The organism is Acaryochloris sp. IP29b_bin.137 (assembly GCF_028285745.1).
GTDB lineage: Bacteria > Cyanobacteriota > Cyanobacteriia > Thermosynechococcales > Thermosynechococcaceae > Acaryochloris.
The window spans coordinates 1-15,966 of record NZ_JANQOP010000006.1 but is presented as its reverse complement, the minus strand read 5'-3'; the positions used below and the strand labels follow the sequence as shown (position 1 = coordinate 15,966).

At 48.7% G+C, this 15,966-nt stretch carries 14 protein-coding genes; 9 read left to right on the top strand and 5 right to left on the bottom strand.

Features of this window, described 5'->3' with window-relative positions:
• Positions 1-696: 696 nt before the first annotated feature.
• Positions 697-1,011 (top strand): Mo-dependent nitrogenase C-terminal domain-containing protein, encoded by a 315-nt coding sequence (locus Q0991_RS00405; RefSeq protein ID WP_299484521.1) that lies wholly within the window; start codon positions 697-699, stop codon positions 1,009-1,011.
• Between the two features lie 22 nt (positions 1,012-1,033).
• Here Q0991_RS00405 and Q0991_RS00400 read toward each other — a convergent pair whose 3' ends face one another.
• Positions 1,034-2,683 (bottom strand): CPBP family intramembrane glutamic endopeptidase, encoded by a 1,650-nt coding sequence (locus tag Q0991_RS00400; RefSeq protein ID WP_299484520.1) that lies wholly within the window; start codon positions 2,681-2,683, stop codon positions 1,034-1,036.
• A gap of 223 nt (positions 2,684-2,906) precedes the next feature.
• Here Q0991_RS00400 and Q0991_RS00395 point away from each other — a divergent pair, with 223 nt between their 5' ends.
• The 3 genes from Q0991_RS00395 to Q0991_RS00385 are packed head-to-tail and all read left to right on the top strand — an operon-like array spanning position 2,907 to position 5,911.
• Positions 2,907-4,271, top strand: a complete 1,365-nt coding sequence (locus Q0991_RS00395; RefSeq protein ID WP_366524859.1) for a histidine phosphatase family protein — start codon at positions 2,907-2,909, stop codon at positions 4,269-4,271.
• 44 nt (positions 4,272-4,315) lie between these two features.
• The gene (locus Q0991_RS00390; RefSeq protein WP_299484519.1) at positions 4,316-5,605 is read left to right on the top strand and encodes a dihydroorotase; all 1,290 of its coding nucleotides are present in this window, start codon (positions 4,316-4,318) and stop codon (positions 5,603-5,605) included.
• 57 nt (positions 5,606-5,662) lie between these two features.
• Positions 5,663-5,911, top strand: a complete 249-nt coding sequence (locus tag Q0991_RS00385) for a Ycf34 family protein (protein WP_299484522.1) — start codon at positions 5,663-5,665, stop codon at positions 5,909-5,911.
• Positions 5,912-5,940: 29 nt separating this feature from the next.
• Here Q0991_RS00385 and pxcA read toward each other — a convergent pair whose 3' ends face one another.
• Complete coding sequence (gene pxcA / locus Q0991_RS00380) at positions 5,941-7,386, bottom strand: proton extrusion protein PcxA (protein ID WP_299484518.1); 1,446 nt, start codon at positions 7,384-7,386, stop codon at positions 5,941-5,943.
• 148 nt (positions 7,387-7,534) lie between these two features.
• Here pxcA and Q0991_RS00375 point away from each other — a divergent pair, with 148 nt between their 5' ends.
• Positions 7,535-9,697, top strand: coding sequence for a recombinase family protein (locus Q0991_RS00375; RefSeq protein WP_299484517.1), 2,163 nt, complete (start codon positions 7,535-7,537; stop codon positions 9,695-9,697).
• Positions 9,698-9,791: 94 nt separating this feature from the next.
• The gene (locus Q0991_RS00370; protein ID WP_299484516.1) at positions 9,792-10,706 is read left to right on the top strand and encodes a hypothetical protein; all 915 of its coding nucleotides are present in this window, start codon (positions 9,792-9,794) and stop codon (positions 10,704-10,706) included.
• Between the two features lie 9 nt (positions 10,707-10,715).
• Here the strand turns inward: Q0991_RS00370 and Q0991_RS00365 are convergent, their stop codons facing one another.
• Positions 10,716-11,264, bottom strand: a complete 549-nt coding sequence (locus tag Q0991_RS00365) for a GNAT family N-acetyltransferase (RefSeq protein WP_299484515.1) — start codon at positions 11,262-11,264, stop codon at positions 10,716-10,718.
• A gap of 211 nt (positions 11,265-11,475) precedes the next feature.
• Here Q0991_RS00365 and topA point away from each other — a divergent pair, with 211 nt between their 5' ends.
• Entirely contained in the window at positions 11,476-13,608 is a 2,133-nt protein-coding gene (topA, locus tag Q0991_RS00360; protein WP_299484514.1) for a type I DNA topoisomerase, read from the top strand.
• A 56-nt stretch (positions 13,609-13,664) separates the two neighbouring features.
• Here the strand turns inward: topA and Q0991_RS00355 are convergent, their stop codons facing one another.
• Together Q0991_RS00355 and Q0991_RS00350 are read right to left on the bottom strand one after the other, a co-directional pair.
• The gene (locus Q0991_RS00355; RefSeq protein WP_299484513.1) at positions 13,665-14,087 is read right to left on the bottom strand and encodes a PIN domain-containing protein; all 423 of its coding nucleotides are present in this window, start codon (positions 14,085-14,087) and stop codon (positions 13,665-13,667) included.
• Entirely contained in the window at positions 14,084-14,341 is a 258-nt protein-coding gene (locus Q0991_RS00350; protein WP_012165060.1) for a ribbon-helix-helix domain-containing protein, read from the bottom strand. The genes Q0991_RS00355 and Q0991_RS00350 overlap by 4 nt, the downstream gene beginning before the upstream one ends.
• Before the next feature lie 278 nt (positions 14,342-14,619).
• Here Q0991_RS00350 and Q0991_RS00345 point away from each other — a divergent pair, with 278 nt between their 5' ends.
• On the top strand, positions 14,620-15,285 hold the full coding sequence (locus tag Q0991_RS00345) for an SMI1/KNR4 family protein (RefSeq protein WP_299484512.1): 666 nt from the start codon (positions 14,620-14,622) through the stop codon (positions 15,283-15,285).
• A 158-nt stretch (positions 15,286-15,443) separates the two neighbouring features.
• Positions 15,444-15,740: a hypothetical protein gene (locus Q0991_RS00340; RefSeq protein WP_299484511.1), complete on the top strand. Its 297-nt coding sequence runs from the start codon at positions 15,444-15,446 to the stop codon at positions 15,738-15,740.
• Positions 15,741-15,966: the final 226 nt, after the last annotated feature.

Sequence of the window (15,966 nt, the reverse complement as noted above, 5' to 3'; positions counted from 1 at the left end):
TTGACCACGTTCTCGCTTTGACAATAGATGCATTGCATTAGACTGAAACTTATACTGCAAATACATCCTAGCAATCACTCCTTAAGAGAGCAGTGCCTTCTATCTCGCTCTGCGGGCACTGCCTCGATCCGCAGAACAATCAGGCAAGATCTCGCGTCAACCCCCTAATATAAAGAAAATATTTAAAAAAGGGCAAACTGTCATAATATCTGCTGCCTGCAACGATATATCCAATAGAGCAGAGAAATTACAGCCATTGCGCCCCTGTTTCTCTCAGTGTTTTCCCGCCATCCTTCGGGATTTATGCCCCTTTAGAGAGGGAATTCCATAATTATACGGAGACCCTCACGTTATCTGCGGACATCTACGCAATTCCTCGCTAAAATTTGCTGGATCTTTCTGTGAAACTTCCGTGATTATCCTCAAGGATTTTCAGAGCAAGTTGAACATAATAACAGTATTCAAAGAGTACAGACCGCAAGGTCCTTAAGCAGCCTCTCCTAATCTTTCTCAAACCACTGCCTAGAGCAAGGAGTCCGTTCTGATGTTAGAAACTATCATTTCTCAAATTCTGGGTGTTTGGGTTATCGCCTGTGCGTTTGGTTACTACTTTTCCATCGAAGCTCAAAATAGCAACTTCTAAAGTGTGTATTTCTAAGTTCTCCATCTATCACTTGATTTCTTTTGGATAATAAAATGCAATCTGCTGCCCTGAATGCTCCCCCTGGTCCTTCCCCCATCCATCCGCTTAAAGCCTTTTGTAAGAAGATCGTTCGCTGGTATTTTTCGACCTTAGATCTTGAAAATCCCCAGGTCGCTCACCGCATTTGCCAGCTGATCCCTGCTCAATGTCCTTTTGAGCGAGATGTGATGTTCTTGGGCCATCAACTCTGTCACATTCCGCCCATGTGCAAGCTCAATCCAGCTTACGACGAGTTTGTCGAGCTGCGCTTTAAGGCATTAGTTTTTCTCGCTGACCAATGTGGGGAGGATGTCAGCCAGTATTGCTAAGCTGCAACGGTTGGCCTTGAAATTAGCCTGCACTACTCCCTAGAATCATCAGGCTGAGGAAGGAACCACTGTTCCACAAGCTATGGAGCAACATTGAAGACAATAGGTTTCGGGAACGGGAATAGACAACTCCTAACACGCATCCCAAAACGGTCAGTGGCAAGATATCAGCCAAGTTGAGATGGGCGATCGCAAACACAATCCCACTCAAGCCAATTGACCCCCACATCGGTAAATACCGGGTCAACGAGGTCAGGAAAAATCCTCGAAATAAAATCTCCTCAAAGAAAGGGGCCAGACCCGCCACCATAATAAATAGCAGACCCGCTGTTACCGGATCTTGGCTCTGGATAATTAGCTCTAATAAAGGATTTCCTCCCCCTTGATCGCCAAGAATCTTTTGGTTAAGCAAGGCAATAATGATCACCAGGGGTAAGGCAACAAAATAGCCACTGATGCCCCACAGAAACCAGCTACCTCGCCACCGAATCCGAAACCAGCGAAACGGTGAGGAGAGATAGCCTTTTAGGGACCAAATCAAGATCGATAACCCCACCCCCACTAACAGTGCATAATTAGTAAACGCCAAGTAGGCCTGAGGTCTCGCCCCTAAAGCGGTTGGTTTCACCCCCAAGACATAGATCAGTAGCGGAATACTCAAACTAACGGCAAAAAAGGCGATAAACCATAACACCATGACCTGCCAGATTAAGGTAGGAGGCCACAACACAGATTTGGCTAGCCCGGTTTGGGATAGGTAGACGTCTGATTCATCTAGGGTTGGCGGGTCAGGGTTTTGATCAGTCTGCTCCAGTGCCTGATTTGCTGGGGGGGACTGAAAATCTTGCATCGGATGGGGGGCAGGTGTTTGAGGTTCTTTTGTTGGTCGCCGTTGACGCCAAGCTTGCACCAACCACACCAATAAAATCATGACGCCGATACCGTTTCCCACTAGGGTCAGGCCATTAATCGTCACTACCCTGACCAGGGCATTGCTGGCCGCCACCTGTTGGTTGATTTGTAAGGTGGTGAGGTCTGCTTGGCGTTGGGATAGGGAGTACAGGCGTTCCAGAGCTTGATCTCGAAACCAGCCTGATAGCTGAGACTGCAACAATTGCTGAGCATTGGGCAAGAGTTGAGGGGGATCACTCCACAGTCCGACTAAGACGGAAGCCGTGGCGAGTTGAGGCTGATCGGTTGTTTGGGAACGAACGGGCAAAGACCAGGCTGAGATCGCATCTTCAACTTGATCAGACTGGGCCAACAGGATGCCAATTCTAAGGTCTAAGCTATCTCTGAACTGACTGCGATTTTGCTGTTGAGCCAGAGGCACGGCGTCATCCGATGCATTCGCCGCCGCTGTTTCCATTCGTTCTAAGTCAGCTTGAACCGAAGACCGGACTTGGCGATAGGTTTTCAATGCCGCTGCCATCGGATCGGCTTCTAATAGCGGGTTAGGTAGGGGATTCGTTTGCCCTCCCTCCTCAACCACAGGTTGCCATTCTGAGGCCTGCAGCAACAAATCACTTTGATATAGATTGAGCTGGCTTTGGGCTTTGGGCTGGCTCCAGCTACCCATTAGTTCCACACCAATGAGAAAGGTCACAATTACGGTCAAGATCATTAAGACCAGGCGATAACGTTGTTGCTGGAATTGTGGATCGTTTGCCATATTTAAGCCTTTGCCTTCGCCAGTCTGGGGGTGGAGTCTTTGAAATCTATAGTTTTCTTATCCTAATCTTTGGTTGTCTCTTTCATCCGCCAGGGTCGATCCAGGAACCCGAATTGAGAATTCACTGACCAACAACCCTCACCACAGGTTAGAATCTTCCTGGCCTCAGCTTAGACCACTCTGAAGATCAAGTGGGCGCCATCCTGATTCAGCCGTTATCTCTTTGGAGGGCAAGTCCCTGGCTACTCGCGTAATATTGGTTCGGCATGGTGAAAGCACCTTTAATGTTGAAGGCCGAGTCCAAGGTCATCTCGATCAATCTTTCTTAACCACCCAAGGATTGGCTGATGCCCGTCGAGTGGGTGAGACCTTAAATGGAATTGCCTTTGACGCAATTTATTGCAGTCCGTTGCAGCGAGCGGGACAAACGGCGGCTACCATTCGCGATGCCCTGGTAAGTCATGCTGCTGTCCCTAACGTTCAGGTAGAAGAAGGACTAATTGAAATTGGCCTGCCCCTATGGGAAGGGATGTTGTTTGAGCAGGTCAAAACAGAGTTTCCTGAGCAATATCAATGTTGGAACTCAGCCCCTGAACAGCTCTGTATGGAGCTATCTGGTCCCGAGGGGGCGCAATCCTTTTATCCAGTTCCCGCGCTCTACGAACAGGCCAAAGCCCTTTGGCAAAAACTGCTCCCTCAACATGAGGGACAGACGATTTTGCTAGTAGGCCATAGCGGTATTAATCGAGCCTTGCTCAGTACAGCGCTAGGATTGACCCCGGAGCGCTATCAGCGATTACAGCAAGCCAACTGCAATATTAGTGTTCTCAACTTCCCTGGCCTGAACCAAAAGCCTCAGCTAGAAGCCCTGAATCTAACGGATCACTTGGGATTACCGCTGCCCAAGTTGTGGCGACATTATCGGGGATTGCGGCTGATTCTGGTGCGCCATGGTGAAACAGAGTGGAACCGTCGGGGTCAGTTCCAGGGACAAATTGATGTTCCCCTAAATGAGAACGGTCGCTTACAAGGTCAGCAAGCCGCGGACTTTCTCAAGGATATTCCAATTGACTTTGCTATCAGTAGCTCCCTCGCTCGGCCCAAAGAGACGGCAGAACTGATTCTCCAAAGTCATCCTCAGGTGCAGCTCGATCTGTCTGAACCCCTGTGGGAAATTAGTCATGGCACCTGGGAAGGGTGCTTAGAACCCGAGATTGAGAAACGCTATCCGGGTGAACTGGAACGGTGGCGAACTACTCCAGAAACGGTACAGATGCCAGAAGGTGAGAATTTACAGCAGGTCTGGGATCGAGCCATTGCCGCTTGGGATGAAATCGTGGCTAACGCGTTAGCCACAGACCAAACGGAACAAACAGGCTTAGTGGTCGCCCATGACGCCATCAACAAAGTGGTGCTGTGCCATGTTGCCGGATTAGGCCCTGAACATTTTTGGTGTTTCAAGCAGGGCAATGGCGCCGTAAGCGTTATCGATTATGATGCAGACGGCCATCCCATTTTGCAGGCGATGAATATCACCACTCATTTAGCAGGCGGGGTATTAGATCAAACAGCCGCAGGGGCTTTATAAACTGAATCAACAATCGTCTAAGGATAATTGATGACGGATTGGGTATGGTGCAAGAACGACTTAAACAGGTGCGAGTGTTAGATCCCCTTTCAGAAGTCGATCGGGTCGCCGATGTCCTGATTAACGCAGGCAAAATCGTAGAGATAACGGAGCCAGGTGTGAGTGCTTCACCTGCAGATCAAGAACAGGATTGCTCAGGTCTAATTTTGGCACCGGGTCTGGTTGACTTATATAGCCACTCTGATGATCCTGGATTTGAAACGCGGGAAAACTTGGCTTCGTTGACAGCATCTGCGATCGCAGGTGGTTTCACCCGATTAACCCTCCTTCCTGATACTCACCCCCCCTTGGACCATGCAGAGGGTTTAGCGCGACTGCAAGCTCAGCTTCCGGTCGATTTACCCCTCCAAGTCCAAGCTTGGGGTGCCATCACGCACAATCTAGAAGGCCAGCAGTTGGTTGAATATGCTGATTTGATTCAGGCCGGGGTCGTGGGATTTAGTGATGGTCGATCGCTCCAAAATTCCATCTTGCTGCGGCGACTGTTGGAGTATCTAGAGGCAGAGTCCTCTCCCATTGCCCTTTGGCCCTGCGATCCGGCTTTAACAGGCAGTGGCGTTATTCGCGAAGGAGTGGATGCGCTCAGACTGGGACTCTCAGAGTCCCCAACCCTGGCCGAAACGTCCGTATTGGCAGCCCTGCTGGAAATCGTCTCGGAGACGCAGGTCCCTGTCCACATTATGCGGGTGTCTACGGCTCGCAGTGTTGAGCTGATTCAAGGGGCTAAAGCTCGCGGTTTACCGATCACGGCAAGTACCACCTGGATGCATCTGTTGGGGAATAGCCAGTCCCTTTATACCTATGATGTCAATTGGCGGTTAGATCCCCCCGTCGGCAATATTCAGGACCAGGAAGCATTGATTCAGGGGATAGAGACGGGCATCATCGATGCGATCGCAATAGATCACCATGCCTATACCTATGAAGAAAAGACGGTTGCCTTTAGTGCTGCCCCACCGGGGGCCATAGGCTTACAACTCGCACTCCCTCTGCTATGGCAAACCTTTGTATCCACCGAGCGCTGGTCCCCCTTAACGCTATGGGAACGACTTAGCACATCTCCCAGTCGCTGTTTGGGACAATCCCCTCCTACGGTGCAAGCAGGGCAGCCTGCGGAAATGGTGCTATTTGATCCACAACGGTCTTGGTCCGCTAATTTACAAAATTTGAAATCTCTCAGCCAGAATACCCCTTGGTATGGTCAGACCCTCACGGGGAGAGTTGTAAAAACATGGCATCCCAAATGTTTGGCAAATTCGCTAGAGTGTCTGTAAGGGACTTGGAAGTTGTCCTGTAGAGGCTGGATTCTGCTATTAGATGAGGGCAAAGAAGTGTGTATTTGCGTCAATTGCCATTTTGTTGATCAATGCATTACGTATCATGCAGTGGAAACACAGCATCAGCAACCTCACCTTACGGATACTCCTACGTTTGAACCTCAGCAGCCCACCATCAATGTCAATATTCGCAATAGTGCAGAAGTCATTGAAATGGAATGGGACGTGGTGGGATGCGCCAGCTTTAAAGAGGAAGTGGGTAAATGGTCGCGGTTAAGACCGGGCGAATTAGTGCCTACCTAAAGGATTAAGGAAGGAGAGGGGACACCATCTTACTCATTCATATTGCGGTAGGTGGCAACGGCGGATGGGGAAATTTGATTAAGGTATCGAAAGATCCAATACTTAAACACCGTGTCCAACATAACGGGGAAGGTGGCAATAAACATATTGATAAAATTGCGGTCCTGGGGCAAGCCAAAATGACTCAGAACACTTTCTACAATGACTTCCCAGCCGTGGGGCGAGTGGAATCCCACGAATACATCCGTAAATAGAATGATAATAAAGGCTTTTGCACTGTCACTTAGTCCGTAAATAATTTCATCAAAGAAAGATTTGAGGACTGCAATCTTTTGGCGATTGAGAACAAAGTAAATGGCCAAGGCAACGAGCGAAAATAAATCCGAGATGGCATTCTTTAAGGGTTGGCGTAAGTCCCACTGGTATTCGTCTTTGAGCTCGGCCGCTTTAATTTTGAGTTGGGACTGGATCTCAGCAGGAGAAAGAGAGATGGGACTGGTCAAACTTTCAAATTTCAGTCGTTCTTCAAAGCGAGCCAGTTCCGCTAGGACTTGATTTTCAATCTCAGGATTGATGCGAATTTCAATTTGTTCAGGACCTTTTAACCGATCCACAAATGGACCCACAATCAAATTTTTGGACACTTGCTGAGTCAGCAATGGAACAATCATTAACCCCAAAACAAAGCTAACGGCTGCTCGGGTCCGCACCCTGGAGTTGCGAAAGTCGTTGAGGATATCATCTTCAGTGCCGGGATCAGGATTAAGTTCTTTGCGGAAGCGGGTTGCCGTTCGCAGAATGGAACGGGGAATAAAGCTACTGCTGTCTAGTTTGGAGGGATCCTCAGTAATATCATCTGAGATAAATTCCGATTCATATAGAGAATTTTGAGCGGACTGGATAGGGAGGGGCTGTGGAACAGTCTTCTTACTCTCTATGCCAGATTTCTGAGCAGTGGACTTAGAGGTTTTAGTGGCTGCAGCCGCTGCTTCCCGCTGAATCGAGGCCGATCGATACCGTTTGAGTACGGCATCGATAAACGCTAATTTATCTAATGCCCCTTGGGCTTCGACGGGGGATGAGACAATTTCCGCCCTGTACTCATCAGTGGTGACGTCATACTCGTCAGTGAAGTCAGTAGTGTCTGGAGTCTCGACGCGGGAAGCCGTGGGAAAGCTAGGGGGCTTGAGCTTGGACGCCACTTCTAACACTAGAGAGCTAGATTTAAACTCTCGCAAGCGGGTTTGAATAAATTGAAGATTCTTTTGGACTTCGGACTGAAAGTAGTTGGTCATTACACTTTCAGTACGGATGCGGAGCGGAACAGGCTGACCTTGAAAGTGCTTCTGTTCGATGGTCTCAATAGCACGAGCTGCCTCATAGGCTCCGTCTAAAGCTCGCTGGGGAGTCTCCCGATACCACTGCTCGACAAATTTAAGCGAGCGCCTAAATGGGTTTGGAGAGGAAGAACTCATGATTGCCTTTCTCGCTGCTGCAATCTGGGGGTATGGAGCATAGGGGCATGATGTCCTGAGACGTTATGTAAGCAAAACCTACCAGAATTGGGACATAACCTGATAATAGGTATGTCGTATAGTAGCAAATTTGCTTCTCCCCGACTGAGTGACTTCTGTGCCTATCTGGATTTCAGGTCCAGTTCGTAGCGGTAAGACCACAGCGCTGATTCAGCATTTGGTGGACTGGTCCAATCTGTCTCCTGTATCCAAGGGAGAGAAGATTCAACCTGCCGTAAAAACGGCTCTCGTGTTTGCAGTGAACGCCGATAATCGTCAGGTATTGATGCCTGCGATCGCACAAGCCACTACGGGCAAAATTATTGTCCAATCCACCACACCTCTGGGCTTTTTCGAAGACGAAGTAATGCTATTTTGGCCCCTGGCCCTCAAAGCTTTGGGATTGCAAGCCCAATTTCCCCTCCGCCTGCGCCCGGAAACCGAACAAGAGCTAGCCGCCCAGTTTTGGCAAACCGCCCCCTGGGAAGACCTACAAGATCTGGAAAATATGTCCCCCGATCGATGGGTGCGGCGGATTTTGGACTTGCTTCAGCTGGCCGCTTTTGGGGGGATTGCCTTAGAAGATTTACCTCGCCGTCTGGAGGATGGCTTGGGTGAACTGAAGTGTGACCGAGCCATAGCTGAAACCATTGCCCAAATGCTAATGAACTGGCGAGATTGGTGTTTGCAGCAGGGCTTGCTCACCTATGGTATTCTCACCGCCTTATATTGGCGCTATTTATTACCCGATCCTGCCTACCAAGGCCATTTGTTACAGCGATATCAAGGGGTGTTTGCTGATGATGTCGATAGCTATCCCGCTATTACCCGTGATTTATTTGAAATATGGCTCAATCAAGGGGAGCTGGGAGTGTTTAGCTTTAATCCCGATGGGGCGATTCGTTTAGGGCTAGGGGCTGATCCGGCGTACTTGGCTGGTCTACAAGACGTTTGCCAACTGCAAGCGTTACAGCAAGATTTCTCCCTTTCTTTAGGAGCAGTAATGGGCCAGCAGGTGGTCGCCTTTGTCAGCGGTGAAACCTTTGAGTTACCGGAACCCCTAACTTGTCTACAGACCAGTTCTAGAGCCCAGCTTCTTCGTCAAACAGCTGATCAGATTATTGAGGCCATTCAGTCTGGGCAGGCTCAACCCGAAGAAATTGCCGTGATTGGTCCTGGTTTAGATACGATTGCTCGCTACACCCTGATCGAGATCCTGACGGCCCAAGGGATTCCCGTGGAATCGCTTAAGGATCAGCGGCCTCTGAACAGCTCTGCTATTATTCGGGCTTTGTTAACGCTGTTAACCCTGGTCTATCCCGGTTTAGGTCGCTTAGTAGATGCAGAGCAGATCGCGGAAATGCTGGTGGTGCTGACCCATCAACGGTTGCCGTCCTTGGTGAGTGCGGCGGGCACTATCGACCCAGTTCGAGCCGGATTATTGGCTGATTACTGCTTTCAACCCCATCCCGAACATCCCAAATTGCTGCCTGTAGAGACGTTTCCGCGATGGGACCGCTTAGGGCATCAGGCCACCACGGCTTATAACAATCTGCTCAGTTGGCTGGACCAGCAACAAAAAGGCTCTGTCCAAACCGCTAGCCAGCCCTACCTCACCTTAAATCCTGTATTTATCTTGGATCGGGCCGTCCAAGAATTTCTGGCTCCCCATGCCCTCAATTATGATCAGCTTTCCGTTCTCCGGGAACTAATGGAGACGGCCCAGCATTATTGGCAAGTGGACGAGCGCCTCCGACAAACCCAGACTCGGCATCCTCCCCTGCCGGAAACCGTAGGGCAATTTATTCAGCTTTTGCGACAGGGCACCTTAACCGCCAACCCGTTCCCGGTTAATCCCAACGGTCAACCCCGGCGAGCGGTGATGTTAGCCACGACCTTTCAATATCGAATGGCCCGTCAAGTCCATCGCTGGCACTTTTGGTTGGATGCTGGATCTGCCCTTTGGCATGGGGGTGGAGCGGTGATTCTCTGGGGAGCGCCCTTTTGCTTGCGTGATTGGTCAGGGGAACCGCTGACCGTTGAAGATGAAATGAATAATGACCAGGCGCAGTTGCGACGACTCTTGCTAGATTTGCTAAATCGCGTGACGGAAAAAGTCTTTCTCTGCCACAGTGATTTATCTGTTAGTGGTCAGGAGCAGGTGGGACCATTGTTACCTTTGGTTGATACTTCCACTCCCCTAGTGGATAATGACTCAAAAGCTCAGAGCGAACAGGTGGATGAAGCCAATCCTGACTTTGTTAAGGTCTAAAGGTCTCCGATCTTCGGCGCAGCTATGCTTGGCCTTTGCGCTCGGCTCAATGGGGTGGGTAAAATCTGCAAAAAGTGAGTTCCGCAAGATACCCGTGACTTCAGTGGAGTCCTGTTCTTTCAGGTTAGCGGGGGCACAAGATATTCCTCATACATGTCACCTCTATCGCGATGCCAATGCCAAACTGCCGGTGTGGGAAGCGGCACTTGGATTTGAATTTGGTCAATTAACCCACCCGCAATGGCGACAGTTGGTGACCACCTACGCGTCTTGGCATCATCGGCGAAATTTGGCGGATTACGATCGCGATCGCAACTATACCCTTATGGATTTTATGCCCCCGATCATGCAGGCATGGAATCGACATCGATTCCATGAACAAAACGTTGCCACCCGCAGACCTCCAGCCATTCAGACTAAGCTTGCAGCCAACTGCTGGGGCACACTCTACGAAATCCTGCGCTTGGCTAAGCAAGAGAACCCGTCAGCACCCACTTTATTTGTGACAGATAGTCACCCAATGCTGAAAGTATTGCGTCAGCGATCAATGAAGATTCAGTCTACCCCCCAAACGGGAGATATTGTTCTGGTGCATCATCAGAATGACATCCGAACCTATTTGGATCATGTTGCCCTGGTGGTCGATCAGCAGCTCTTTTTTGAAAAAGCCGGGGCTGGCAATCACGTGCCTTATCGGTTAATCGATCGGCAAACATTAGAACAGATATGGAACCCAGATATTTATACCTTTGAGTACCGACGCCCCCATACGCACCAACAATGGCTCCCCCCTGAGCAGGTCTTTAGTCTCAATGGGAATCGACGGGTTGCTGATGAACGTTCCTTGGTCTATCAGCATTCCTATCATTACAGCTCACAAAATTTACCAGGCCAGATAATATCTTTTGCGATGAAGCAGCTTCCTGAATTGGTCTTAGAGCAAGGGCGCTTTCGCTTATCCTCACAAGCCTATGACCCTGAAGGTTTGGTTGAAGATCAATCGCGCTGAGGCACCCGACTATCGTAGCAGCAGCAAAATAATGCCGACCAATAGTACAGCAACCCACAGTACTGCGAGAGGTATACCCAATGGATATTGGGGAGGGGGAACACTGGTGTATTTCTCCATGAATAAACAGGGAATTGAAATCCCCAAGGCATTAATTTTGGTTTTCCCCACCCCGACATATCCCTGACTCTGATAGAGGGCCACAGCTGTTAGGGAAGACGTCACCCAGATTCGATGGCGCTTGTTCTCAATGGCGAGACGTTCAAAATACTGCAATAGCTGTGTGGCAATCCCTTGACGGGTGTGATCTGGATGAACATAGAGCCCCGCAATATTCGTTTTACAAGGGCTGACGGCAATAAATCCAACCAGTGCTTGATCTTTCTCTGCCACATAAATGCGCTCATAGGTCCCCCGCCATTTATGTTGAGATCTAACAATCGCGTCGACTTGATGTGGGTTGTAATCTTTACTGCATAGGTTTTGAATCGCTTGCCGCTGGATATCGAGGACCTGCTCCATTTCTTCGGAGCCGACCAACCGAATATTGAGATTCATCGACGAATAATTGGGATAGAGGAATGGCTGACTTCTCTTAGGATTCCCGAGTGAAGAGAGTCCTCAGCTATCCCTCTCTCAGATCAGATTTGAGATCGCACTCTTATTCCACCTATAAAAACAAATGTACTATAATCTCCTCATAAGCTGAGGGTAAACCAATCCCCGCCCATTTAGGTCACCGTCATTCAAACATCCCAGAACATCAAACATGTCTCGCCTGCTAATCGTCGAATCCCCGGGAAAAATCAAGAAGCTGAGATCGATTCTCGGATCAGGCTGGCAAGTGCGGGCCTCCGTCGGCCATATTCGGCAGCTTGCCAATACGGGCACAGGCAACTTAGGATTTGAAGCAAAAAATGGTCAGATCACCTGTAGCTATGAACCGCGAGATGACCGAGCCAAAAAGACCATCGCCGATCTGAAAACCGCCGCTAAACAGGCCGACGAGATTTTTATTGCCAGTGACCCGGACCGAGAGGGAGAGGTGATTGGGTGGCATATTGCCCAAGTGCTGGGGATTAAAAAGCCGAAGCGGGTGGTCTATCAGGAAATTACAGAACGTGCTGTGCAGCGGGCCATTGCTCATCCCAAATCCTTAGATATGGATTTGGTGGAAGCAGGTCGCTGTCGAGATTGCCTTGATAAACTCGTGGGTTATCGGGGATCGCCGTTAGTCTGGCGATTAAACAATGGTGCAAAGTCCGTCGGCAGAGTCCAGTCGGCGACCCTTCACCTGATTTGTCAGCGCGAACGCGAGATCCAAGTGTTTGTGCCCCAAGACTATTGGTCGGTATTTGTGGAGTATGCCGAAGGGTTCAAAGCGTTTTATCACGGCAATGCCACAGGGAACGAGCCAGACGAAACCACCATTGAGGATGCGGGTTCAGACGCTAAAACCGAAGAATCGACCCGAGTCACCTCCCAGGCGGCAGCCGATACCTTAGTTGAAATTGCCCAAAATAATTCCCACCATATCCTCTCCATCGAAGGGAAAATCACCCCCAAAAAGCCCCCCGCCCCCTTCACCACCTCTGCTCTCCAACAAGCCGCTGGCTCACGTCTCAAGTTCAGCCCCGAGCAAACCATGCAGGTGGCCCAAAAGCTCTATGAAGCGGGGCTGATCACCTATATGCGCACGGATTCAGTGATTTTATCCCCAGACTACTGTGCTGCTGCCAAAAAATGGCTAGAGCAAAACGATGCGGACAATGTCCCTAAAAAAGTTGCCAAGCAGAAAGGGAGTAAGCAGACCCAGGAAGGCCATGAGGCCATCCGCCCAACGGATATTTTCAAACCCTCCGCAGAACTAAAGAAATCCCTGCCGGAGGATCAGTTCAAGCTATACGTGTTGATTTGGACTCGGGCCTTAGCCTCCCAGTGCAAACCTGCTCAAATTCGTAAAACCATCGTTATTAGCCAGTCTGGCGAGGTTCAGTGGAAGGCCAAGGGCAATCTCGTTGAGTTCAAGGGTTACTCGAAATACTGGAAAGATATTAAAGCCGATACGGAATTGCCCACCCTACAGCCCCAACAGTCTCTCACCCTGGTCCAGGCCGATTCCCAGCAGAAGCAAACCCAACCCCCCGCTCGCTATAGTGAACCGAAGCTGGTCCAACTGATGGAGAAAAAGGGCATTGGTCGACCATCCACCTATGCCCCCACGATCAAGACCATCAAGGCTCGGGGCTATGTCGATCTGATCAAAGGTAAACTCCAGCCTACCCAGATCGGTATGGAGGTGGATCAATTTATGGGTGGCGCTTTACCGGAACTATTGGAGGCTGAGTTTACGGCCCAGATGGAGAGTTCACTGGATGCGATCGCACAAGGGCATCAGGAGTGGCAAAACTATCTGATCGACTGGAACCGCAGTTATTTTGCCCCAGCCTTGGCGAAGGCATTGAAAGAGTTACCTGAGCCGACCGGCAACTATGGGAGCAAGGTTTTACAGAAGTCTAGAACCAAATGTCCAGGTTGCAGTCAACCAATGTCCAAGGTGCCCAGCAAAAAGGTGAAGAAGAAGTATTTCCTCAAATGCGAAAACGGCTGCACAGCCGACGATAGCCGAGGTCTAGTGATGTTCTGGTCCGATCGGGATAAGAATTGGCAAGTCCCCCAGGCAAAATCGGATCAACCTGCGCCGTCACCAGAACTCACGGATTATCCTTGTCCGGCTTGTCAACAGAAAATGGAGATTTACCAGTACCAAAAGGATGGGCAAGTTAAGCAAATGCTCCGATGCTCAGATCCCAAAGCCAGATCTGATAAGAAGCATAAGAATGCGGTCTATTTTCAAAGTAAAGGACGGTGGTGGAGTCCTAAATATGGGGAATTGAAATAAAGACGAAGAAATGCGAAAAATCACAGAGAAAATTGGTTTGAAGCTGTGTCGGGCTTTTAGGTCGTGCTGAGCATTAGGTTTTCAAAAGGGTGTGTATTTTTCCAGCGATAGGTGTTGAAGTCACGCTCATCGACGGACAAAATTCGGCCATGTCCAAGATGCTCTGCCAAAATCACAAGAGAGGCATCTGCTAGGTCCATAGGCAAATTTCGATATTGGCCAATAAGTTCGTGTATTCGTGTGCTACGGGCAAGGGTTAGCTCAAAAATGATAAATGCTTCTTGGGATAGGTTGAGAATAAATCGTTCTTGAGCAGAGGTTCCCAAACGCTTTAAAAGAAAATGGCAGGTTTCGGTGACGACAGGCCAAGTTGTAATCAGGGGTTCTTGAATTTGGGTTAATGCTTGAATCGCTTGGGAGTGGTAACGGTCTTGCCGGTTGGCTAAAGCTAGCCAAAATCCTGTATCAACTATAATCACTGGGTTAGGCCATATTTCTCTTCTAGGCTATCGGCATAGTCCAATTTGTAATGGGTCGATAGGTTACTTTCGGCCTCTCCACAGCCAATAAATCCACTTTCAGTTAAGAGATCGATGGGATGCTGCTGAGCATATTCTTGGTAATAAGCATCTAGCGCCAATTTAATGATTTCTGTGACACTTTTTTCGGTCTGCCGCTGAAGGTAATTCAGTTTGAAGGCATATTCATCATCAAGTCGGGCGTTAATGCGCATGGCACAGATGTCATAAGGTTGTATGACAACTCTAGCATTCTTCCTAGATAAGAGGTCTGGCTCACCCCAAAGCGTAGTCCAGTTCTATGGCTAACAATCGCAGCCTGTCTCGTCAATAGTCTAGAAGAGATAGTGATGACCTTCGTTTTAACCGAGTGACACTGTGATGTTCTGAGACTCTTCCATGCTCTGGATTTGCGCCAATCAGCACTAGCGGATTAGGAGGAGAAAAGCTAAGTTAATGCGATCCAGCGCGAGAAAAGGCATCTTCTGAAAAAATGCAAGAGATTTGGGATCGAATTCATCAAGGTTTTTCCATCCATGCCCCAAACCTCATTTCTTGTCTGCAACCTGGCGCTTCGGAAGAGGAAATTAAGCACACAGAAAAACTGCTAGGAATCCAATTTCCAGCAGATGTGCGTGCCTCCTACCGAATTCACAATGGCATGAGTGGCTCACAAGGATTTATCGACAATTGGCCAGAGTTCTATTCTTTATCCTCGATCTTTGAGCAGTGGGATTGCTGGAGAGATCTACTTGAGGGTGGAGAATTTCTAGAGTTTGAAAGCGAACCTAAAGGTCCCATCAAAATAGATTGGTGGAACATAAAGTGGATTCCCTTATTGGGCAATAGAGGCGGTGATCACTGTTGTTTGGATCTCGATCCCCCCCCTGACGGTCAATTGGGCCAAATCATTACGATGTGGCATGAGGTTGGAGCTGAAGAGGTTATCGCTCCTTCCTTTAAAGAGCTTTTAGCGGCCCTTGCAGATGATTTGAATGCAGGGGTTTACACTTACTCAGAAGAATTAGGTGAGTTACTTACCGTTACTGAACTTGAAGAGCGAAATGTAGAACAGCGAAAACAAAAACCTATGGGTCAGTTAGGCCAATTTTTAAAACGAGCCCAGTTTATAAAGCAATACGGCAAGAATTCGCCTTGAAGCCTATCTACAGAAACACCTGCAGATTTGTTCCACCCTTTGAGATTGATTAGGTTTACGCGATCAGGCCTGATCTACTTAGCTACCCAAACTACAAGAGCCTGGCAATGAGCAAAAGGAATAGTAATTTTACAGATTATCTGAAATTATTCACTACTATGATGCAAGAAGTTGCTAGATCTACTCCTCCATCCTGGAAAGAAGGAGTGATTACTATTCGTCGTATTGGTCAGAATATTACATGCGAAGTTAGAAATAAAAACACCTCTGAAAAGCTTGAAATCAGTAAAAAGATATTCCTGCTTTGTTGTGAATTAGCAAATTTTAAGACCTCCCCTGACTGGGAAAGTGACTGGTCAGAAGCGATATTTCCTTACATTCTCGGCAAGGAGCCTGGTGATTTCACGAGTTTGGATGGAGTTTATAAATACTCAGAAAATAAACCAGGCAAATGATAAGAGTGTCAACACGTAAAGCGCATTGAACTCATTGCTCTTGCGTTCAGATCTATCTGGATTCGCTTGGCGTATCAACAAAGTAGAGTTTCTCTTTGCTGATAGCACCCCTGATACAGGGCGACCGCACATATAGCAATCAAAGATTGGGTTAGGACACTTTTCTGAAGGCATGATCCACCGCATCCCAAAAATTTTCGAACTGATGACCTGTTTTGCGTAAGCA